The following is a 19906-nucleotide window of genomic DNA, read 5'->3' as shown; positions in this document are numbered from 1 at the left end:
ATCACCGCTCGTAATCGACCAGCTGGCCACTTCGGGGACTATGACGAATCCTGGCTCGTGTTGGTGGCGGCGAGGCTGCCGAGCAGTTTCACGCGTTCTTCGCTGGGGGAGCCGGGTTCGGTGGTGAATCCGAACATGGTCCAGCCCGGGGTGTCGGGCAGTTCCATTGCTTCGTAGGCGAATTCGAGGTCGCCGACGTCGGGGTGATGGATTCGTTTGATGCCGGTGCGGTGGAAGCGGACGTTGTGGGCCGACCAGCGGTGGCGGAAGGCGTCGCTGCGGGTGACGAGTTCGCCGATGAGGTCGGTGAGTCCTTTGTCGAGGGGGTTCTGCGTGGCGTAAGTGCGCAGGGTGGCCACGATGTCGTCGGCGCCGCGTTCCCATTCCGGGTAGTACAGGCGGGCGGCGGGGTTGAGGAAGACGAAGCGGGCATTGTTGGCTTCGTTGGAGGGGTCGGTCAGCAGCGGGGACAGCAGTTCGCGAGCAAGGGCGTTGCCGGCGATGTAGTCCATGCGCCGGTTGCGGACCCAGGTGGGCGTGCCGGTGATGGCGTCGAGGAACCGTTGCAGGGTCGGACGCACGGTTTGGTCGGAGGTGCGTTTGGGTCGTCGGGTGGTGGCGGGGGCCGGTTTGGCGGCGCGGGTGAGGTCTTGGAGGTGCTGGGTTTCGGCGTCGTCGAGTTGCAGTGCCCGGGCAAGGGCGTGGACGATCTCGTCGGAGACGCCGGTGAGGTTGCCGCGTTCCATGCGCGCGTAGTAGTCGACGCTGATCCCGGCCAACAGGGCGACTTCTTCCCGGCGCAGCCCGGGCACGCGGCGATGTCCGGTGCTGGTGGGTAGGCCGGCTCGAGCAGGGGTGATGCGGTCTCGCCGGGTCCGCAGGAACTCACGCACCTCGCTCTGGTTGTTCATGACGTCCACGGTAAACCGCAGGTCGGTCGGGAAGCAGTGACTGCCAGTACACGGAACAGCAGTCACTTCCAGCCATGGTCGAGTCGGCGTGCAATGGGTGCATGACCGACACGATCCTCACCGGCCTGCCTGCTCGCGGTCGGGCTCGGGTTCGGCCGGGCCGGCGGGGCGTGTCAGCGCCGCCTACCCGGGTGGGGCGGCAATGCTGGCGGTGGCGCTGATCTCCGTGGTGTCGTCCGTCCCGCCGAACATGCGCGTACCCGCACTGTTGCCGCGCGCCCCCGCTGATCCACTGGTCGACCCTGTTTCCTCCATCGAAAGGAGTGCTGCTGTGCAGACTGTGACCCTCAACAACGGTGTCGAAATGCCGATCCTGGGTTTCGGGGTCTTCCAGATCCCCGATGCCGATACCGAAAAAGTTGTCACCGAGGCGATCGCCACCGGCTACCGGCTGCTCGACACCGCTGTCAGCTACGGCAACGAAGAAGCCGTCGGCGCCGCGATCGCCGCGTCCGGCGTGGCGCGGGAGGATCTGTTCGTCACCACGAAACTGTGGATCCAGGACTCGCGTGACGGGTCTGCGGAGGACGCGACGAAACGCTCCTTCGAGGACTCGCTGAATCGCCTGGGCTTGGACTATCTGGACCTGTATCTGATCCACCAGCCCTTCGGCGACTACTACGGTGAATGGCGCGCCATGACCGACCTGTACCGCCAGGGCCTGATCCGCGCGATCGGGGTGGCCAACTTCTACCCCGACCGGCTCGTCGACCTCATCGAGCACAACGAGATCACCCCCGCGGTGAATCAGATCGAGACCCACCCGTTCTTCCAGCGCGCCGAATACCAGACCGAGATGGCCGAGCTCGGTGTGCAGATCCAGTCGTGGGGGCCGTTCGCCGAGGGCCGCAACAACCTGTTCACCGACCCGACCCTGACCGCGATCGCCGACGCGCACGGCAAGTCCGTGGGCCAGGTGGTGCTGCGCTGGCTCACCGAACGCGGCGTCATCGCGATCCCGAAATCGGTGCGCCCCGAACGCATGGCCGAGAACTTCGACAGCCTCGACTTCACCCTCACCGACGCCGAGATGACCGCGATCGCCGGCCTCGACACCGGAGAGTCCCTGTTCTTCGACCACCGTGATCCCGAGGCCGTGCGCCGCCTGTCCGGCCGCAGCCACAACTGACCCGCACTGCCCGCGCCCACGCATGACGGGCGTGGGCAGGCCCTGATCGACGAGGAGTACTACGACGCCACCGCGATCACCGACAACATCGACGCCCTGTTCGACGGGATCTTGTTCACTCACTTCCCAGGGCGGCGGCCCCGACCGGCAGACCGCGATCAAGAACCCCGGTGTGCAGGGCATTGTCGCGTTCGAACCCGGCAGCGGGTTCGTCGTCCCCGAAGGTGAAGCACCACAACCGATCCCGATCCCGATATGTGGCTGCCGGCGAAGGTCGATCGGGGCGGCGCGGGGCCGACCGGTCCAGATCACTCGGATGCGTGACCCGACTTCGTGTCCGGATCGACCTTGTCCGCGCGCTCCCATTCCTTGTCCAGGTCGGCTCGCGAATCCGCGGCATCATCGCGATGCACATGTGCCTGCTGGGCAAGCTGCTCGGCCTGTGCGGACTTGGCCTCGGCTTCGGCCTTGGCGGCGCGGCTGCGGGCGGCGATCTCGTCGGCCCGCGCCTCTCGCTGACCGACCTCGAACTCCTGTTCCGTCGCGCGGGCACGGATATCCTCGGCCTCTGCCCGCTGGTGTGCACGCTGTTTACGCATCAACATCAAGGCGCCGGCCACGAGCGCGACAACAACAACGACCGCGACGACGATGATCACAATCACACTGGTGGTACTCATCGTTCTGCTCCTCGCACCCCCCTCGATTCTAACGCCACCGACGGTCCCGAATTCGAGCCGGTGAAGCGTCCGTCTCGCGGCCGATGATCAGAGATTCAGACGTCGATGTGGGAGCCCATGATGACGGTGCGGTCGCGGGGCAGGCCGAAGTAGTCGGCGGCGTCGGCGGTGATGTGGGAGGTCGCGATGAACAGTCGTTTGCGCCACGTCGCCATGGTCGGCTGGTCACCGCGGCGGAGTTCGATCTTGGAGACGAAGTAGGAGGCGCGATCGAGGTCGAGCCTTCCCTCTGTCGCCGTGGCATCGAGATGCCGCAACGCCGCGGGGATATCGGGACGTTCGGCGTAGCCGTAGCGGGCGGTGACGTGAATGATGCCGTCGTCGCCGTGGCCGAGAGGGTCGACGGTGAGTCGTTCCGCGAACGGGACACGGGGCACCGGGTCGGTGGCGATGCTCACGATCGCGACGTGCTGGTGGCGGACGTGGTTGTTCTCGACATTGGCGCGCATGGCCAGCGGAGTAGTTTTCTTGCCCCGATTGAGGAAGATCGCCGTGCCGGGAACCTCGAAGATCCTCGGTCGCCCTTCGCCGAGTTCGTCGACGAATTCCTGCAGTGGGCCTTCACGCTGTTCGCGCGCTGCGGTGACGATGTCGCGACCGCGTTCCCAGGTGGTCATGACCGTGAACGCGATGACGCCGATCAGCAACGGCAACCACGCACCGTGCACGATTTTGGTGAGGTTCGCCCCGAGGAACAGCAGATCGATACCGAGCAGCGGCACCGCACCGAGCGCGAGCAGCCAGTACGGGGTACGCCATCGGGCGCGGGCGACATAGAAGAACAGCAGCGTGGTGATGGTGATGGTGCCCGTGACCGCCATCCCGAACGCGTAGGCGAGGGCGTGGGAGCTGCGGAACGCGAAGACCAAGGTCAGCACCGAAACCATGAGCAGCCAGTTGATCCACGGGACATAGATCTGACCGATGGTGGATTCGGAGGTGTGCACGATCCGCAGTCGCGGCAGGTAGCCGAGCTGAGCGGCTTGGGAGGCGACGGAGAACGCGCCGGTGATCACGGCCTGAGCGGCGATCACCGTCGCGGCGGTGGCCAGCAGCACCATCGGGAGCCGACCCCAGCCCGGGACGAGCAAGAAGAACGGGCTGGTGATGTTGGCCGGGTCGGACAGGATCAGCGCGCCCTGGCCCATGTAGCTGAGCATGCATGCCGGGAACACCAGAAGCAGCCAGCCTCGGGCGATCGGACGTCGCCCGAAGTGACCCATGTCGGCGTAGAGGGCTTCGGCGCCGGTCACCGCGAGGACCACGGCGGCAAGCGCGAAGAACGCGATGTGGAAGTGGCCGAACAGGAATCCCAGCGCGTAGGTCGGTGAGATCGCCTTCAAGATTTCCGGGTTGTCGCTGATGCCCGCGATCCCGGCCACCCCGATCGCGGTGAACCACGCGATCATCACCGGCCCGAATACGCGCCCGACGACCGCGGTTCCCTTGCGCTGCACCAGGAACAGGACCACGATGATCACCGCGGTGATCGGGATGATGAACTCCTCGAGCGACGGCTCGACGATCTTCAATCCCTCGACAGCCGAGAGCACCGAGATCGCCGGGGTGATCATCGAGTCGCCGAAGAACAACGAAGCACCGAAGATCCCCAGTGCCGCAAGGAAAGTCGCCGTCCGCTTGCCGCCCGGCGCGCTCCAGCGCCGCAGCAGCGTGATGAGCGCCATGATGCCGCCCTCGCCGTCGTTGTCGGCGCGCATCGCCAGCGTCACATAGGTGATCGTCACGACCACCGTGACCGACCAGAAGATCAGCGAGACGATCCCGAACACGTTGTCCTGGCTCACCGGCACCGGGTGCGGGTCGGCCGGATTGAACACCGTCTGCAGGGTGTAGATCGGGCTGGTGCCGATATCGCCGAACACCACGCCCAGCGCCGCAACGATCGCGGCAAGGCGCACGACCTCGCGACCTGTCCCCTGTCCGGGCGGGGTCGAGGTGGCGTGGGTGGGTGTTTCGGTCACAGGTTGTCCTTCCGTGGCGAGCACCCGATGGATGGCGCTGCCGTGACGATATCGCCTGTGGTCGCGATCGGATGGTGCGAGGCATGGCCGACCTCTACGAGACCAACCCCGACTTCCACCAGACCTTCGGCAGCCCGGCGGCCGCGGAGTTCGCCGCGAACGCCCTGCGCATCCACGTGCGGCACCTGGCTTGACGGCGTGATCGGCTGCCCGAGCGCGCGCTGCGGCCCGGCCGGCCAACTGTCGACATGAGGCACGCTCCTATCGAGGACAGCTGTCATCTAGGAAGGATTCATAGATTAGCGCTATATAAGTTACGAACTATGGCGCGCCTTCCGTGGATGTGGAGTGCTTCGGTGTATTCATCCAGAAATAGGATTTTTGGGATGAAATACCAGCTCATCGCCAATGTAGATACCTGGGATCTCCTGCGCTGAACCCTGTGTGTACGGTCTATCCCAGTCAGCAGCGGAGTGCGACACGTCACAGGGGAGGTTCAGTGTTGAGGAGGCGGGTATGCGGGCGACCGGCAGCTCTGTCAGGAGCGGTCGTCGCGGTCAGCGCCGGGCTGGTATCGGCGCCGGTAGCATCGTCGGTGCCGACCGCTGAGGTAGCCGTCGGCGACTTCTACAGCACGTCGATGCCATTGCCCGATGTGGCGGCGGGGGCGGTCATCCGGACGGAGCCCGCGCATCTGGCCCTGTCAGCGCCGGGGCAGCCGGAAATGATCCCCGCATCGGCGGCGTTGGACGCGTCGCAGCGGTGGATGACCGACAGGCTCGCGGGTCAGCCCGCACCCACGAACTGCGCGAGGCTGCCTTGACCCCAACGTTTCGATGAGGATGTCGATGCGGGTGCCGCGGCCGCGGCACCTGCTCGAGCGGTACTTGGTGCCGACGGCGGATCCGAAGCGATATCTCTGGGCATTCGGATTGGTGGCGCCGGTTTGCGCGTTGCTGCCCTCACAGCTGGTGATGCGTACCGGACTGGCGATCTTCTGGTGGATCGAACCGATTGTCGTGCTGTTCGTGATTCCGGTGCTGGATCGCCTTGTCGGTGAAGACGGCCACAATCCCAGCGACGAGGATTACGAAGAACTCGGTGCCAACCGCTACTACCGGTGGTGTACCTACCTGTTCCTTCCGGTACAGGTCGCTGCCCTGGTGATCGCGTGCTACCTGTGGACCGATTCGCAACTTCGATTCGTCGACAAGCTGGGATTGGCTGTGACAGTCGGTTTCTTGGCGGGGATCGGTATCAACGCCGCGCACGAGCTCGGTCACCGGGTCGAGCGGCTCGAGCGGTGGCTGGCGAAGGCGGCGCTGGCGCAATCCGGGTACGGGCATTTCTACGTCGAGCACAATCGGGGCCACCATGCTCGGGTCGCCACGCCGCAGGACCCGGCCAGCGCGCGGTTCGGTGAGTCGTTGTGGAAATTCTTGCCCCGCAGCGTGATCGGGGGGTTCCGGTCATCGCTCGAACTGGAGCGGGACCGGCTGCGACGCCAGCAACGTTCGTGGTGGTGCCCGCGCAACAATATTCTGCAGTCGTGGGCGATGACGGTGGTGCTGTTCGGCGGGCTCGTCGCGACGTTCGGGTCCGGTGTCCTGCCCTATCTCGTCGTGCAGGCGGTGATAGGCGTCTGGCTGCTCGAGACGGTGAACTATGTCGAGCACTACGGCCTGCTGCGAAGTCGATTGCCCAACGGTCGCTGGGCGCGCTGCTCGCCGGCCGACAGCTGGAACTCCGACCGCCTTGTCACCAACATCTTCCTGTTCCACCTGCAGCGGCACAGCGATCATCACACCAATCCCGGGCGCCGGTATCAGACCCTGCGCAGCGCGTCCGAGGCACCGCAGCTGCCCGCGGGCTATGCCACCATGATCGTCGTCGCGTCGGTGCCGGTGCTGTGGCGGCGCACAATGGATCACCGCGTCCTGGCGCACTACGACGGGGACCGCACTCGCGTCAATACGATGCCCGGCCGAGTTCGGCGTGCCGGTCGCGGGTCGAAGCGATCGCGAGGAAAGCTGGGCAGTCGTCTCGCGGGGCGATAAAAGTGCGAAGAACGGCGTTGTCACCGAGTCGGCGAGGCCGTTGCTGATTAGGCTCTGCTGGTGCTGTTCGTTCGGGTGCTGGGCCCGATCGCTGTCGAGGTGGACGGCCGGCCCGTCGACCTGGGCGGCCCGGTGCCGCGCCGATTCCTGGCAGCGCTGTCACTGACGGTGGGAACCCCGGTATCGGACGGTGTGCTCACCGAACTGGTGTGGGGCGAGGATCGTCCGCGGCAGGCGGCCGCGACCCTGCGAGTCCTTGCCTCGCGGCTGCGTTCGGCGTTGGGGCCGTCGGCCCGAGAGTGCCTGCAGCGCAGAGCGTTCGGCTATGCGCTGACGGTGCATTCGGAATGGACCGATCATGGCCGGTTCGCCGGCATGATCACCGATGGGGTGCGTGTGCTCGCGGCTGGGGACGCCGGGTCGGCCGCGCGGTTGTTCGAGAATGCGCTAGGGCTGTGGCGAGGGGATCCGTGGCCGGAGTTGGATCAAGCGCCGGACCTGCCCGCCGAGCGGGCCCGGTTGACGGAGCTGCGTGCGACAGCGGTCGAGGAACTGCAGGCGGCTCGATTGGCGTGTGGTGAGACCGCGATGGCGGTGGCCGATCTGAGCGAGGCGGTGTCGGCGGCGCCGTTTCGGGAGCGGCGCTGGGAACTGTTGGCACTCGGCCTCTACCGCAGCGGACGGCAGGCCCAGGCATTGGCCGAAATCCGGCGGGTGCGTGAACTTCTCGTCGAGGAGCTCGGAGTAGATCCCGGGCCGGCGCTGCGCACTCTCGAGCAGCGAATGCTCGACCACGACCCCGGGCTGTTGCTCGTGGAATCCCCGCGACCGCGCGGGATGCGCACGGAGACCTCGCCCCGTACGCCACAGCGACCGATCGGGCGCGTGCTGTCGTCGTTTGTGGGTCGTGATCGCGAACTGGGCCTGCTGTCCGTATTGCTTGCCGAGCGGCGCATGGTCAGCCTGGTGGGTCCGGCGGGAGTCGGCAAGACCAGACTCGCCGTCGAATACTGTGCCGGGGGAGCGGATTCGCCGGATCGCTGGATCGTGCGGCTCGGCGATGTCCACCACGGTGACGGTGTCGTGACCGCCATCGCGACCGCGCTGGGTCTGGTTCAGATCACCGGCGATCCCGTGGACCTGGTGCGGCGTGCCCTGACCCTGCGACCGGGACAGTTGGTACTCGACAACTGTGAGCATCTGATCGAGCCCGTGGCCGAGGTGACCATGCTGCTGCTCGCCGCCTCTCCGGACCTGCGGATTCTGGCGACCAGTCGGCAGCCGCTGGGGATCGACGGCGAACAGGTACTGGTCGTCGAACCCCTGCCCGTGTTCGGCGCAGCCGGCGGCGACGGTGCCGCGGTGCAGCTGCTGATCGAGCGGGTGCGCGCTGGTCGGCCCGGCTGGCAACCGACTGACAGCGACCGGGAAACCGGACGCGCGATATGCACGAGCCTGGACGGGTTGCCGCTGGCGATCGAGCTGGCGGCGGCCCGGGAACGCGCGTTCGGCCTGCACGGTATCGCCGCTCACCTGCGCGACCGGCTCGACGTGTTAGGAACCACGCCACGCGGGTCACTGTCGCGGCATGCGAGCCTGGAGGCCGCAATCGGCTGGAGCGTCGAGCATCTCACCCCCGCTGATCGCGCAATGTTGTTGCGGCTGTGGCCGTTCGAAGGCGGGTTCACCTGGCAGGGTGCTGAAGCTGTGCGACCCGTGGGAACTGACGCCGGTGTGCTCGCCACCCTGGCATCGCTGCTCGACCGCTCGGTGATCGCCGCCGACGTCACCTCCGGGGGGACACGCTATCGGCTGCTCGAGACCATCCGCCGCTACTGCCGCGACACCGACCCTGACCCACCTGCCACCCGCGCCGCACACGCCGCCTGGGCCCGCGGATTCGTCGCCGACCAGGCCGCGCTGCTGACCGGGCACCGTGCCGGCGCGGCCTACCGTTTGCTCGCCGCCGAACTGCCCAATATCCGCGCGGGAATCGACTACGACCTCGCACACCATCCCGTGCACGCGCTCCGAAGCGCGGCGGCGCTGCAATTCGCATGGCCGGTCCTCGGCGTGCTGGTCGACGGCCGCGATGTCATCCGGACCGCGCTCGACACCGCCGCCGACGCCGGCACCGAGGATCGCGCGCGCGGACTGCTGGCCTTGTCGATTGTGTCGTTCCATGCTGGTGACGCCCGCGAGGCGCTGGGGCGGGCGGAGGCAGCCATGGAACTACTCGCCGACCCCGAGCCCGACCGAGACCTGTGGCTGCACGCGCTGATGTTCCGTGCGCTCGCGCTCACCGCGCTCGGCGATCGGGCCTCGACCCGGAGCGCGATCGACCGGCTGATCGCCGAAGTCGACCGGCTCCCGACAGCGGACTGGATCCGTGGCTGCGCACAGTTCGGGCAGGGCATCGCATTACTGCTGGAGGGCAATCTCGCCGACGCGATCGGCTGGTTGGCCTCGGCGCGGGAACTCAGCGCCGAATGCGGTCACCTGTGGTGCCAAGGCATGGCCGACGTGGTGCTCGCCTGTTCGTTGCTCACTCCGGCCGCGGACGCCGATACGGCCGCGTCGGCCCTGACCGCCATCGACCGCGCGCTGCGCGCGTTCGGCGAGCAATCGAATATTTCCGACGCGCTGGGTGCGGTCTACATTGCCGCCTACGCGCTGATGGCGCTGTCGTCGCCCGAGTCCGCTGTCGGGCTGCGGGCGGCAGCGATTCAGCATTCCGAGCGGATCGGGGCTGATCCGCGGCGCTACACACAATTCGCCCACCCCGTAGTGCTGGATCGGATGGAACGGCTGCTGCCCGCCGGTGAACAACGCGCGGCCGAGCAGCTGGGCAGGCAGATGAGCTGGACGGCCATGGTCGCTCTGGTCCGTGACTCGGTCGAGGGCATCTCAGCAGACTGAGAGGCCGATGTTCGGCGGCTTCGTCGGCGCGCGAGTCTCGACGGTCGTTGTAGCGGTATTGAAACACCTGCGCGCGATCGTTGCGACGAGCCGGCACATACCGGCGTTCGTGCCAAGCACTCACCGCTACGTCTGCGAGGACAGTCCTATGTCACACCCCACTCTCGACATCATCGCGGAGGTCTATCGGGCCTTCGACAGCCGCGACTTCGGCATGATCGAACGCCTTTTCGACCCCGACATCGACATCGACCAGGCCGCCGATTTGCCCTGGGGCGGCCGCCATCACGGGCATGTGGGCGCGGTCGGCTTCTTCACCACGCTGCTCGCGCACATCGACAGCAAGGTGATCTCCGAGCACATGTTCGCCGCAGGCGAGGACGTGGTGCAGGTCGGCCGCACGGTCGGGACGACCATCCCCGGTGGCGTCGAATTCGACCTTCCCGAGGTGCACATCTGGCACCTGCGTCAGGGGCGGATCGTCGGCTTCGACGCCTATATCGACACCCCGGCCATGCTGGCCGCCCTACGGCAGGCGCAGACACGATGACCGGCTTCGACCTGACCGCGGAAACGACAGTCGAACGGGCGGCCGCCACCGTGTGGGCGCTACTGGCCGACTACGCCACCGACACGGCATGGCGCACCGGCGTCGTCGCCATGTCCGCCTCCCCGCCCGGGCCTGCCACTCCCGGCGCTCGCACCGTCGAACAGCTCCGGTTCGCGGGCCGGACCTGGCACAACAATGGTGAAGTCGTCACTGTCGAACCAGGCACCCGCATCACCTGGCGCACGCTCACCGGGGCCGACGCCGAAGGCTCTCGCGCCGTAACCCCGCTGGGCCGAGACCGATGCCGCGTCCGCCTCGAGCTGCGCGTCGTTCCGCACGGCATACAACGGCCGTTCGGGTGGCTGCTGGCTCGCATGCTGCAACGCAACCTGGATCGAGATATCGCAGCACTGCGCAAACTGGCCGAATCGTCGACCGACAGTGAACGAAACGTGCGGTGATGCCACGCACTTCACACCGCCGATGATTCGAGGAGTCGAAAGGCCGTTGTCCGCCAACGAAATTGCCGTGGTCGAAGGGTTCTACTCGGCTCTGGCCCGACACGACATGGACCGGGTCAGGGCGCTGATCGCACCGGAGTTCGTGTTGGACTACCCGGTCAGGTCGTTGCCGTGGCGTGGACAATACGACGGTCCGGACGGCTTCTTCGAGTTCTTCGGACTTCGGCACACTCGACTCGACACCCACCTGACTATCGAGCGAACCTTCCAGGCGGGCAACCGAATCGTCGTGATCGCATGGTTCGAAGGGACAGTCCGCGGAACCAGGACGATCATCCACGGTCACGAGGTCGCCCTCCTGGAAGTGCATGACCACAGAATCGCCCGATTTTCCCTCTTCGAAGAAACGGCAGCCATTCTCGCCGCACTCGAGCAAACTCGATAACCGGGTGCGCTCGGCGCTGCCGAGGTGTGCCTGTACCGGGGGGTCTGCACCTTGCTCAGTTTCTTGGGGCGGTCGCCTTTGCAGGATTCGCCGCGCGCCCGGTGACCACGGCCGTGTCCGGCCCGAGGAATCGGACGTCGTGTTGTTTACCGCGCGGGTGTCGCTGTAGTCACCCGGAGACGGCGATCTGCGAGCGAAGGGATTTCGATCATGGGCTCGTCGCCGGCGCGGGCTCGATACTGCGCCGCTTCACCAGCAGCACGATCGCCAGCACCGGGTAGAGCAGGATCGGTAGCAGGGTGCCGAGATAGAAGGTCTGATCGATCACGATCGACGTGCCGGTGAGCAGGGTGAAGTCGAACAAACCGTGCAGCACCGAGTTGGCCGTGTTGCCGCGCGTCACTCTCCGGGTCAGGTAGAAGAAGTAGCCGGCCAGGCTGACCATGACCGCCTGCGGCAGCGCGCTCGCGCCGTGGGTGATGCCGTTGGTCAGATGCACCGCGCCGAACACGATGCTCGACCATAGCGCGACCTTGCCCTCGGTCAGCCCGTGATCGCGCAGCACCACGACACCGATCCCGCGGAACATGCCCTCCTCGCCCCAGCCGACGAACTGGGTCGCGATCAGCAGCATCAGGGTGTACAGCAGACCCTTGTCGCCCAGCGCGCTGTAGTTGATACCGAAGACGATCGCGACGAGGAACACGATCGGCACGACCCGCACCCACGGCCGGGTCGGGCGATCGTCGTGCAGGACCGGCCGCATCCAGCCGAGGTAGGCGATGACACCGTAGGTGAACGCCAAGGCGACACCGAGCGGGATGATCATGCCGTAGAACACTGCGCGCGTGGACAGGAAGTCGTCCTCGCCTGTCAGCGCGGTCATCAGCAGACCACCGAGCTGGATGATCGCCAGATACGCGATCACGACCAGCGCGAACACCGGATAGGACAGGCGTCGGCGGCCGGTCGGGGTAGCCGATAGCGCAGTTTCAGGACGGCTCATACGGGCAAAATATCCGCTGGGAAAGCTGGACGCTTGATATTCGGGGTCGTGTCGTTCACCGCAGTGGCAGCGACCGACGGAACGCTCGGTCGCTGATCGATCCGACCAGCGACCGAGCGTTGCCTTCCTCGGAAGGGCCCTCGCAGGTTGTGAGCGCTACGGAAACCGGCCCTTCACCCAGGAATTCGACGGCCGGACCCCTTTGGATGACTCCGCCTGTCCGGTCGGTCGGGCGTCGATCTGAAAAGAGCTGAAGGTGGCTGCGAAGCGGGTAGACGGCGCAGGCGCGCCGGGAGTTCAGACCGCGAGCGGGACTTGGTCGTCGGTGGTCTGCGCACGCAGATCACCCAGCAGTCTGGTGAGCTTGCGAGACACGCTCATCTGAGAGACACCGAGGCGCTCGGCGATCTCACCTTGGGTGAGTGTGTCGTAGAACCGCCAGATCAGCAGCTGGCGGTCTTCCGGCGGCAGTTGTGCCAGCAAGGGCGCGACGGTGATCGTGTCTTCAGCCATTTGGTAGCGAGGGTCTTCATCGCCGAAGGTGTCGGCGATGGTCATGCTGGGATCGCCGTCGGTATCACGTGCCGGGGTGTCGAGGCTGCGCGTCTGGAACGCGTTGGCCGCCACCAGAGTACGGGCGATATCGGTAACCGGAACATCGAGTTCGGTCGCGAGTTCTTGCGCGGTGGGGGAGCGGTGGAATCGACGGGTCAACTCGTCGGTCGCCACCCTGACTTTGCCCTGTAGTTCCTTTTCGCGACGCGGCACATGCAACGGCCAGATGTGGTCGCGGAAGTGTCTGCGTACTTCACCCATGATGGTGGGGACCGCGAAACCCAGGAACGGTGATCCGGTGGTCACGTCGTAGCGGTCGACTGCCATGACCACGCCCAGCCGCGCGGTCTGGAGCAGATCCTCGAACACTTCACCGCGACCGGCGTATTTGCGAGCGATGTGCTCGGCGAGCGGGAGACAGACCTCGATGATCTCCTCGCGCAGAGCATCGTGTTCAGGGCTGCGCGGGTCGGTCAGTGCCAGGTGCGCGAACAAGGGTTCGGCGTGTTCGTAGGTGGGGCGGGCGGCGGTGGTGGACATGCGGATCAGCTCCTGGTCTGCGACATGCTCAACGGCGGGGAGGAGGTGAACTAGAGGCTGTTGAGGCCCAGCATTTTGGAGGACATCGTCATCGCCGCACCCAGGCCGACGGCGCAGAAGAAGGCGACGGTCGGCGACCCGGTCAAGGCGGCCAGGCCCAACAGAAAGAACACGCTGGTCGCCAACACGATGGTGGTGCTGGTCAGATCCATGCTCGGCGTACTCGGTACCCGATTACGTGAGGTGGTCATGAGCAAAGGGTTGACCGTCGTGGAGGCGAATAAACCGGAACCGGTCGATGATGTTGATACGGAGGCAGTTTCGTACTTCAGGATTGAAGGACCTGTCCCATGGGAAGGCATCAGTACACGTCTGGCCCGGAGTCGGTGGCCCCGCGGCATCGAGCCGGGAAGACTCTCGCCGCTCCTCGTCCGGCGCTACCTCAGTCCCGAAGTGGCGGGGCAAGTCGGATCAGTATCCGTAGGCTGAGTCACGAGGTTCTCAGCGGAGGGGGCAGGTTGAACGACTACGGCAGTTTTGCTACCCAACCGTTGCCGGTGCAGTACAGCACTCCACGTGCTGTCGCGCGGGTGCCGTTGAAAGGCGTGCGTGGTCACGGGGGCTCAGGGTCTTCCGGGTTGGCGCGGTCGGGTGGCTATGTCGCGGTTGCCGGCGTGGTGAGTCGTGTGACCGGGTTCGTGCGCACGCTCGTGGTGGCGGCGGTGCTGGGGACCGCGGCGGTCGGGGACGCCTACAACGGTGCCAACAATCTGCCGAACATGGTCTACGAGTTGCTGCTGGGCAGCGTGCTGGCCAGTGCGGTCATTCCGGTGCTGACCCGGGCCCGTCGTCGGGGCCGTAAACGTTCACGCGAGTTCACTCAGCGACTGATGGTCGCGACCATGATCGCCCTGGCCGTGGTCACGGCCGTCGCGGTGGCGTGTGCGCCGTGGATCGTTCGCGGGTTCGTCGCCGATGCCGAGCAGCGGCGCCTGGCGACCTGGCTGGCGTATCTGCTACTGCCGCAGATCTTCTTCTACGGCATCGCCGTCGTCGTGGGCGCGGTACTCAACGTCCGTGACAGCTTCGCTACCGCAGCGTGGGCGCCGGTCGTCAACAATGTGATCCTGCTGGCGACCTGTGCTGTGTTCGTGGCCCTTCCCGGCCCGGTCACGCTCACTCCGGCATCGATGACCACCGCGCAGATCCTGACCCTCGGTATCGGCACCACAGCCGGGATCGCCGGGCAGGCAGTCTGGGTCGTAGTGGTGTTGCGCCGAGACGGGTTCACCTGGAGCTGGCGGGTGCGGCCTTTGCCCTACACCTGGCGCCCGGTCCGGTCCGGCCTGCCGGTGATGGGCTGGCTGCTGGTCTACGCGGTGATCAGCCAGATCGGCGTCGCGATCACGATGCGAATCGCCTTCGACCACGGCGGTGTATCGGTCTACACCTACGCCGAATTGCTGTTCCAGGTCCCCTACGGCATTCTGGCCGCGTCCGTGCTGACCGTGCTGATGCCGCGTATCTCTCGCGCGGCCGCCCTCGGCGACCGGACCGCGGTCGTGGCCGATCTCGCCCGCGGTGCCCGGTATCTGTCGGTGGCACTGATTCCGATGGCGATGGCCATGAGTCTTCTCGGCCCCGGGTTCACGACGGTGGTGTTCACCGGCCGTGTCGATGTCGAGGCCGCCACCCTGATCGGCACCGCAGTCGCCTGTTCCGCATTCGGGCTGGCGCCGTTTGCTTTGGTGATGCTGCAGATGCGGGTGTTCTACGCCTACAACGACACTCGCACCCCGGCCGTGCTCAACCTTGTCATGGTCACCACGAAGGTCAGCATCCTCGTCCTGGCCGCCACGGTGCTGGCAGACCGAGCCGTCATCGTCATGCTCAGCGTCGCGAGCTCGTTGGCCTACGTCGTCGGCGCTGTCGCCGGTCATATCCTGTTGCGGCGCCGACACGGGTTGCTCGGGTTCTCCACTGTCGCAACCACCGTCGCCCGGGTCGCGGCGGCCACCGTTCTCGCCGGGCTGGCGGGACTCGGTGCCGTCGCGCTGACCCGCACCTCGATCAGCGCGGGCGCAGTCGAACAACTCGCGGCCACCGCGGCCGGTGCCATCGCTGCCGTACTGGTGTTTGTGCTCGCCGCCCATGTCATCGGTATTCCCGAACTGCGCGCGGCGCGAACACTTCTACGCCGGGCGTGAGGAGGCCGATGGCGGTTCTGAAACCCTGTGATGGCGGCGAATATCCAAGGTTCGACAACCCTTCAACACAACTCGACGCGGTTGCCACGACGATCGCCGCGCTCCACCACGACAACACCCTGCTGCGCCAAGAACGTCACCGCACCGGCGATCTCATCACGCTCGACGACCACCGCACCATCCCGCCGATCTGTTCGTCATGATGATCCGATGGACAAACTCCTGACAAGAAAAGTTGTGATGGACAGCCACACGGTCTGACCAAGCCACCCACACCGACGGACGACCTATTCGGATCGGCTTGTCTGGACAGCTGGCGGGATCGGTGAGTTACGTTCCGCCCTTATGCGCGGGTTTCTCGAGTGCATACCGCGCCGGTGCGCACATTGGCCGAGACTGCCGAGATGACCGCGTCCAGGTGTTGTTCGGTGCGCGCCAGCTCGATGATGCTCTGGCGCAAGTGATCACGCTCCACCTCGAGGCGGCCGAGTAGGGCAGGTGTGGCGCGGCCGTTGATCAGATGTGGCGTGAGCTCGCCGATGGTCCGGCTGGACAGGCCCGCTGCATACAGCTGCTGAATCAGCAGTACCTGATCCACGGCGGTGTCGGCGTAGTGGCGCTGACCGCTGGAACTGCGCTCGGCATGTAGCAGGTTCTGCTGTTCGTAGTACCGCAGGGCCCGGGCTGAAACCCCGGTCCGGCGAGCCAATTCGCCAATACGCATTCCGGCCCTTCACATGATCCATGCCACAAACGCTTGCCTCTGACATCGACGTCAACTTCTAGCGTAGTCGAGGTACCCATCCGCGACGAAAGTCCTGGCAGCGAACCGAAAGAATATTTCACTCATGGTCATTCACCCCGTCACCGGCCTGGCCGACCCCGCGCCCGCGCCGACCGTCACCGTCAAACCACTCCGGGTGCGCAGGTCCGGTTGTGCTGACGACCTCCAAGTGAGGGTTTCCGCCCCGGTCACCGGCGACAACCTACCGGTCGTGCTTTTCGCGCACGGGTTCGGCTCGAGCTTCGACGCCTACGGGCCGCTGGTCGACTATTGGAGCTCGCACGGATTCGTGGTCATCCAGGCTACGCATTTGGACTCGAAGCGGATCGCCTTGGCAGCCGAGGATCCGCGCAAGCCGCGACTGTGGCGGCACCGGGTGCAGGACATGACGAGCATTCTCGACGAACTTTCCGTATTGGCGGCATCGGTGCCTGGTTTGCGCGGTCGGGTCGACCACGACCGGATCATCGCCGCGGGCCATTCCTTCGGTGGGCAGACCGCGGGAATCCTGGTCGGTTTGCGCGTCACCGACCCGGAAACCGGGATCGCGGAAGACCTGTCCGACCGGCGAGTCATGGCCAGTATCCAACTCGCCACCGCGGGACGCGGCGGCACAGAACTCACGGCCTTCGCTCGCGAACATCTTCCGTGGCTGCGCGACCAGGACTTCTCGCACATCAACGCCCCAGGTCTGGTGATCGCTGGGGACGATGACAACCTCCCGCTGTCCACCCGCGGGCCGGCCTGGACGACCGATCCCTACACGCTGAGCCGGGCGAACAAGAGCTTGCTCACTGTGTTCGGCGGCCAGCACTTCCTGGGCGGTATTTCCGGCGAACACGTCAGCGAGACCACCGACGAGAACCCCGACCGGGTCGCGCTGATACAGCAGGTCACCCTCGCCTACCTCCGTCACGTCGCCGGTATCGATCACAGCGGCTGGACTATCGCCCAGGCCGTACTCGCGCCCGCCCATCCCCTGGGACGGCTGGAATCCAAATAGCGGGCCTGTCGAACTACTGTGAGGCGGTATTTCGGCGCAGGCACCGAGTATGGGGCAAGGCTGAGAAAGGGTGCGATGACGAGGGTGATCCGCGCGGCGCTGACGGCGCTGGTGATCGTGTCGGCAACGGTGGGCTGCGACGATGGCCCGGGTGCGAACGTCGTGCACGATAACCCTGTGAAAAGAATGCTGCCTGAGGGTGAATCACTACTGCTGCGAACAGATTTCAACGACGATGCGGCCTGGCGCGAGACACTCGACGCAGTGAATCGGTTCTATGAAAGCGAAGACGTCGAGTACGGGCTGACCGTTATCGACACCCCTGACTTCCGGGAAGTGACGGCCGGCGACCTCGAGAAGCTGCTCACATCGCAGTACTACATCTACATCATCGACGAACAGACCATCCGCGATCCAGAGCACCCGATCCTGGCAGTCGACAACAGCGGCGGCGGTGAACCCGCCGCAGGCCTGCCCACTTTCCGGATCTTGCCAAGAGAAGTAGGGCCGGCCGAAGTCAACCTCACGCTTGCGAACATGGACTTCGAGGACTTCGCATCAGCGGTGGACGCGGACGGGGTGTTTCGCGGCTTCTGAGGCCGGGCCGACTTGCGGTGCACCTGTTTCGTCGTCGGTGCGATCGAACGGATGATCGGTTGTCATCCGTGACCTGATCGACGGAATAGCGTCTGTGGGGCGACGACGTTGAGATCCGGGTGGTATCGGCGAAACGTGACGTTGACATGCGAGGTGCCTCGCGGGCTGGTCATGAGGACAGAACCGGTGGTGGCTGGTCTGTACCGGCCTGGGCGGTGCGAAATGGCGCGATCGGCGCGGTCTCAGCATCGGGCGCTGTTGGACCTGTTGCTGACCGGAATGCTGGGCGAGCGTGCGCAGTTGGTGTTCACGCTGGCTGATCTCGAGGGCCGCCGGTATCGAGCGCGCGGTGCCTATTCGGTACCTACCCGACTGAGTGATCGGATCGGGTTGCCGGGTCGACGTGGCACGAGGCGCCTCCGCTTCGCTGTAGCCACGTCGACCGGCCACCACCCGGTCGCTGCGCAGCCAACGACCGGGCATCAGTCATTCGCAGTCGTTGTCACTCCGGATCGGCGCTATCGAATACTCGCGGTCAACGTTGTCCGGCAATGAAAGTTGCTGAGCCTCAACACCTTTCTCCGCCGGGGTTGTCGAGCTCGTTATTGTTGTCAACGATCTCGCGGGCGCGCGATCAGCAGTTGGGTCGGGAGCTCGATTCAGCGGACCTGGGTCGTCTCGAGAATGCCATGTCGCGGCGCACGCCCTGCGCACCAGCGGAGCCGACGCGGTTCTGTCGTTCGCACCGGCGACTCCGACCTGACCCCGATTCCTGTATCCCGACGCGCGCGGTTCCCGTAAGCTTCGTCGCGTACGTGCAGGTCAACCGGCCGACGATGGAGTCTCATGACGTCCACAGCACTGAAGAAGCCACCACCCACACCGGTTCTGCGGGCCGTCGAGCGAGTGCGCGACGCGCTCTCGGCGCTGCATCGCCGACTGGTTCCCGGCCATATCGCGCTACTGGAACTACAGATCGCCGGATTCCTCTCGCAGGCGATCAGTGCCGCGGCCGAGCTGGGTATCGCCGACGAACTGGCCCGTGGGCGGCGCGGGGCGGCCGAGCTGGCCGCGGCGGTGGGCGCCGACGAGGACGGCGTGCGCAGGCTGATGCGTCTGCTGGTGAGTTTCGGGGTGTTCGCCCAGCATCGCGACGGTTCCTATGGGCTCACCAGGATGGGTGAGTCGCTGCGCTCCGACGGCGAGGTGACGCTGCGCGACACGTCCCTGTTCTTCGGTTCGCCGTTTCACCGCAACCACTGGACCCACCTGACCGACGCGGTACGTACCGGCGAAGCCGTCGGCCCCGCTCTCGACGGTGCGAGCTTCTTCGAGTATGCCGCGACGCACCGCGAGATCGGCGACCTGTTCGACCGCGCGATGACCAGCATCAGCACGCTGTCCATCGAACCGCTGCTGGCGGCTTACGATTTCGGCCAGTTCGGCACCTTGGTGGATGTCGGCGGCGGGCGTGGCAGCCTGCTGGTGGAGATCCTCGACCGCTACCCGGACGCCGAGGGCATCGTGTTCGACCTGCCCGACGTGGTCGCGAACCTGGACAGCGAACTCGCGGCGCACGGGCTGGCGGGGCGCTGCGCGGCGCGGGAGGGGTCGTTCTTCGACGAGATTCCGGCAGGTGGTGACGTCTACCTGCTCAAACACATCCTGCACGACTGGTCCGACGCCAAGGCCGAGCAGATCCTGCGCACGATCCACGCCGCGATGGATCCGTCTGCCCGGCTGCTGGTGATCGAACTGGTGCTGCCCGATCATCAGCGCCCGCACCCGGGCAAGTTCATCGACCTGGAGATGCTGGTCAACACCGACGGCGGCCACGAACGCACCGAGGCACAGTTCCGCGAGCTGCTCGCGCGCGGCGGTTTCACCCTGCTGCGGACGGTGCCCACCGCCGCGCCGGACTGTGTGCTCGATGCCCGCCGGCGCTGATCGCGCCAGACTC

General features: G+C 65.9%; 19 protein-coding genes. 12 read left to right on the top strand and 7 right to left on the bottom strand.

Features of this window, described 5'->3' with window-relative positions:
- Positions 1-38: 38 nt before the first annotated feature.
- Positions 39-911, bottom strand: a complete 873-nt coding sequence (locus tag ACFQ9R_RS01100) for a helix-turn-helix transcriptional regulator (protein WP_378987520.1) — start codon at positions 909-911, stop codon at positions 39-41.
- A gap of 331 nt (positions 912-1242) precedes the next feature.
- Here ACFQ9R_RS01100 and ACFQ9R_RS01095 point away from each other — a divergent pair, with 331 nt between their 5' ends.
- A complete protein-coding gene (locus tag ACFQ9R_RS01095) occupies positions 1243-2100 on the top strand; it encodes an aldo/keto reductase (RefSeq protein WP_378987517.1) in 858 nt (285 codons plus the stop codon).
- A 308-nt stretch (positions 2101-2408) separates the two neighbouring features.
- On the opposite strand, the gene ACFQ9R_RS01090 is transcribed toward ACFQ9R_RS01095, so the two are convergent.
- Both ACFQ9R_RS01090 and ACFQ9R_RS01085 read right to left on the bottom strand, forming a co-directional pair.
- Positions 2409-2780: a hypothetical protein gene (locus tag ACFQ9R_RS01090; protein WP_378987514.1), complete on the bottom strand. Its 372-nt coding sequence runs from the start codon at positions 2778-2780 to the stop codon at positions 2409-2411.
- Between the two features lie 95 nt (positions 2781-2875).
- Positions 2876-4822 carry a potassium transporter Kup gene (locus ACFQ9R_RS01085; RefSeq protein WP_378987511.1) on the bottom strand — a complete coding sequence of 649 codons (1947 nt, stop codon included), beginning with the start codon at positions 4820-4822 and terminating at the stop codon, positions 2876-2878.
- Between the two features lie 595 nt (positions 4823-5417).
- Between ACFQ9R_RS01085 and ACFQ9R_RS01080 the strand changes: the two genes are divergently transcribed.
- The 6 genes from ACFQ9R_RS01080 (at position 5418) to ACFQ9R_RS01055 (ending at position 11254) form a co-directional block, all read left to right on the top strand.
- Positions 5418-5645, top strand: coding sequence for a hypothetical protein (locus tag ACFQ9R_RS01080; protein WP_378987508.1), 228 nt, complete (start codon positions 5418-5420; stop codon positions 5643-5645).
- Positions 5646-5670: 25 nt separating this feature from the next.
- Complete coding sequence (locus ACFQ9R_RS01075) at positions 5671-6879, top strand: alkane 1-monooxygenase (protein ID WP_378987506.1); 1209 nt, start codon at positions 5671-5673, stop codon at positions 6877-6879.
- 60 nt (positions 6880-6939) lie between these two features.
- The gene (locus ACFQ9R_RS01070) at positions 6940-9798 is read left to right on the top strand and encodes a BTAD domain-containing putative transcriptional regulator (RefSeq protein ID WP_378987503.1); all 2859 of its coding nucleotides are present in this window, start codon (positions 6940-6942) and stop codon (positions 9796-9798) included.
- A gap of 148 nt (positions 9799-9946) precedes the next feature.
- Positions 9947-10348 carry a nuclear transport factor 2 family protein gene (locus tag ACFQ9R_RS01065; protein ID WP_378987500.1) on the top strand — a complete coding sequence of 134 codons (402 nt, stop codon included), beginning with the start codon at positions 9947-9949 and terminating at the stop codon, positions 10346-10348.
- The gene (locus ACFQ9R_RS01060; protein ID WP_378987497.1) at positions 10345-10809 is read left to right on the top strand and encodes an SRPBCC family protein; all 465 of its coding nucleotides are present in this window, start codon (positions 10345-10347) and stop codon (positions 10807-10809) included. Before ACFQ9R_RS01065 ends, ACFQ9R_RS01060 begins: the two co-directional genes overlap by 4 nt.
- Before the next feature lie 46 nt (positions 10810-10855).
- Positions 10856-11254, top strand: a complete 399-nt coding sequence (locus tag ACFQ9R_RS01055) for a nuclear transport factor 2 family protein (protein ID WP_378987494.1) — start codon at positions 10856-10858, stop codon at positions 11252-11254.
- 208 nt (positions 11255-11462) lie between these two features.
- Here ACFQ9R_RS01055 and ACFQ9R_RS01050 read toward each other — a convergent pair whose 3' ends face one another.
- The 3 genes from ACFQ9R_RS01050 to ACFQ9R_RS01040 form a co-directional block, all read right to left on the bottom strand.
- Complete coding sequence (locus ACFQ9R_RS01050; RefSeq protein WP_378987491.1) at positions 11463-12260, bottom strand: CPBP family intramembrane glutamic endopeptidase; 798 nt, start codon at positions 12258-12260, stop codon at positions 11463-11465.
- Positions 12261-12557: 297 nt separating this feature from the next.
- Positions 12558-13355 carry a SigB/SigF/SigG family RNA polymerase sigma factor gene (locus tag ACFQ9R_RS01045; RefSeq protein ID WP_378987488.1) on the bottom strand — a complete coding sequence of 266 codons (798 nt, stop codon included), beginning with the start codon at positions 13353-13355 and terminating at the stop codon, positions 12558-12560.
- Between the two features lie 50 nt (positions 13356-13405).
- Positions 13406-13606, bottom strand: coding sequence for a hypothetical protein (locus ACFQ9R_RS01040; RefSeq protein WP_378987485.1), 201 nt, complete (start codon positions 13604-13606; stop codon positions 13406-13408).
- A 339-nt stretch (positions 13607-13945) separates the two neighbouring features.
- Between ACFQ9R_RS01040 and murJ the strand changes: the two genes are divergently transcribed.
- Positions 13946-15562: a murein biosynthesis integral membrane protein MurJ gene (murJ, locus tag ACFQ9R_RS01035; RefSeq protein WP_378988458.1), complete on the top strand. Its 1617-nt coding sequence runs from the start codon at positions 13946-13948 to the stop codon at positions 15560-15562.
- 8 nt (positions 15563-15570) lie between these two features.
- Positions 15571-15765: a hypothetical protein gene (locus ACFQ9R_RS01030; RefSeq protein ID WP_378987482.1), complete on the top strand. Its 195-nt coding sequence runs from the start codon at positions 15571-15573 to the stop codon at positions 15763-15765.
- Positions 15766-15905: 140 nt separating this feature from the next.
- Here the strand turns inward: ACFQ9R_RS01030 and ACFQ9R_RS01025 are convergent, their stop codons facing one another.
- Positions 15906-16286, bottom strand: a complete 381-nt coding sequence (locus ACFQ9R_RS01025) for a MerR family transcriptional regulator (protein WP_378987479.1) — start codon at positions 16284-16286, stop codon at positions 15906-15908.
- Between the two features lie 124 nt (positions 16287-16410).
- Between ACFQ9R_RS01025 and ACFQ9R_RS01020 the strand changes: the two genes are divergently transcribed.
- The 3 genes from ACFQ9R_RS01020 to ACFQ9R_RS01010 all read left to right on the top strand — a co-directional run bounded on the left by ACFQ9R_RS01020 (position 16411) and on the right by ACFQ9R_RS01010 (position 19893).
- On the top strand, positions 16411-17349 hold the full coding sequence (locus tag ACFQ9R_RS01020; RefSeq protein ID WP_378987476.1) for an alpha/beta hydrolase family protein: 939 nt from the start codon (positions 16411-16413) through the stop codon (positions 17347-17349).
- Between the two features lie 75 nt (positions 17350-17424).
- Positions 17425-17946, top strand: a complete 522-nt coding sequence (locus ACFQ9R_RS01015; protein WP_378987473.1) for a DUF6924 domain-containing protein — start codon at positions 17425-17427, stop codon at positions 17944-17946.
- A gap of 846 nt (positions 17947-18792) precedes the next feature.
- Complete coding sequence (locus ACFQ9R_RS01010) at positions 18793-19893, top strand: methyltransferase (protein WP_378987470.1); 1101 nt, start codon at positions 18793-18795, stop codon at positions 19891-19893.
- Positions 19894-19906: the final 13 nt, after the last annotated feature.

The sequence above is a fragment of the Nocardia sp. NPDC056541 genome (genome assembly GCF_042794235.1).
Taxonomy (GTDB): domain Bacteria; phylum Actinomycetota; class Actinomycetes; order Mycobacteriales; family Mycobacteriaceae; genus Nocardia.
The sequence above is the reverse complement of the archived record's forward strand: the minus strand, read 5'-3'. Positions and strand labels throughout refer to the sequence as shown.

Coding starts and splice junctions, on each gene's coding strand:
- ACFQ9R_RS01100 (WP_378987520.1), bottom strand. CDS start 911: ATGAACAACCAGAGCGAGGTGCGTGAGTTCCTGCGGACCCGGCGAGAC.
- ACFQ9R_RS01090 (WP_378987514.1), bottom strand. CDS start 2,780: ATGAGTACCACCAGTGTGATTGTGATCATCGTCGTCGCGGTCGTTGTT.
- ACFQ9R_RS01075 (WP_378987506.1), top strand. CDS start 5,671: ATGCGGGTGCCGCGGCCGCGGCACCTGCTCGAGCGGTACTTGGTGCCG.
- ACFQ9R_RS01065 (WP_378987500.1), top strand. CDS start 9,947: ATGTCACACCCCACTCTCGACATCATCGCGGAGGTCTATCGGGCCTTC.
- ACFQ9R_RS01060 (WP_378987497.1), top strand. CDS start 10,345: ATGACCGGCTTCGACCTGACCGCGGAAACGACAGTCGAACGGGCGGCC.
- ACFQ9R_RS01050 (WP_378987491.1), bottom strand. CDS start 12,260: ATGAGCCGTCCTGAAACTGCGCTATCGGCTACCCCGACCGGCCGCCGA.
- ACFQ9R_RS01045 (WP_378987488.1), bottom strand. CDS start 13,355: ATGTCCACCACCGCCGCCCGCCCCACCTACGAACACGCCGAACCCTTG.
- ACFQ9R_RS01040 (WP_378987485.1), bottom strand. CDS start 13,606: ATGACCACCTCACGTAATCGGGTACCGAGTACGCCGAGCATGGATCTG.
- ACFQ9R_RS01030 (WP_378987482.1), top strand. CDS start 15,571: ATGGCGGTTCTGAAACCCTGTGATGGCGGCGAATATCCAAGGTTCGAC.
- ACFQ9R_RS01025 (WP_378987479.1), bottom strand. CDS start 16,286: ATGCGTATTGGCGAATTGGCTCGCCGGACCGGGGTTTCAGCCCGGGCC.
- ACFQ9R_RS01020 (WP_378987476.1), top strand. CDS start 16,411: ATGGTCATTCACCCCGTCACCGGCCTGGCCGACCCCGCGCCCGCGCCG.
- ACFQ9R_RS01015 (WP_378987473.1), top strand. CDS start 17,425: ATGACGAGGGTGATCCGCGCGGCGCTGACGGCGCTGGTGATCGTGTCG.
- ACFQ9R_RS01010 (WP_378987470.1), top strand. CDS start 18,793: ATGACGTCCACAGCACTGAAGAAGCCACCACCCACACCGGTTCTGCGG.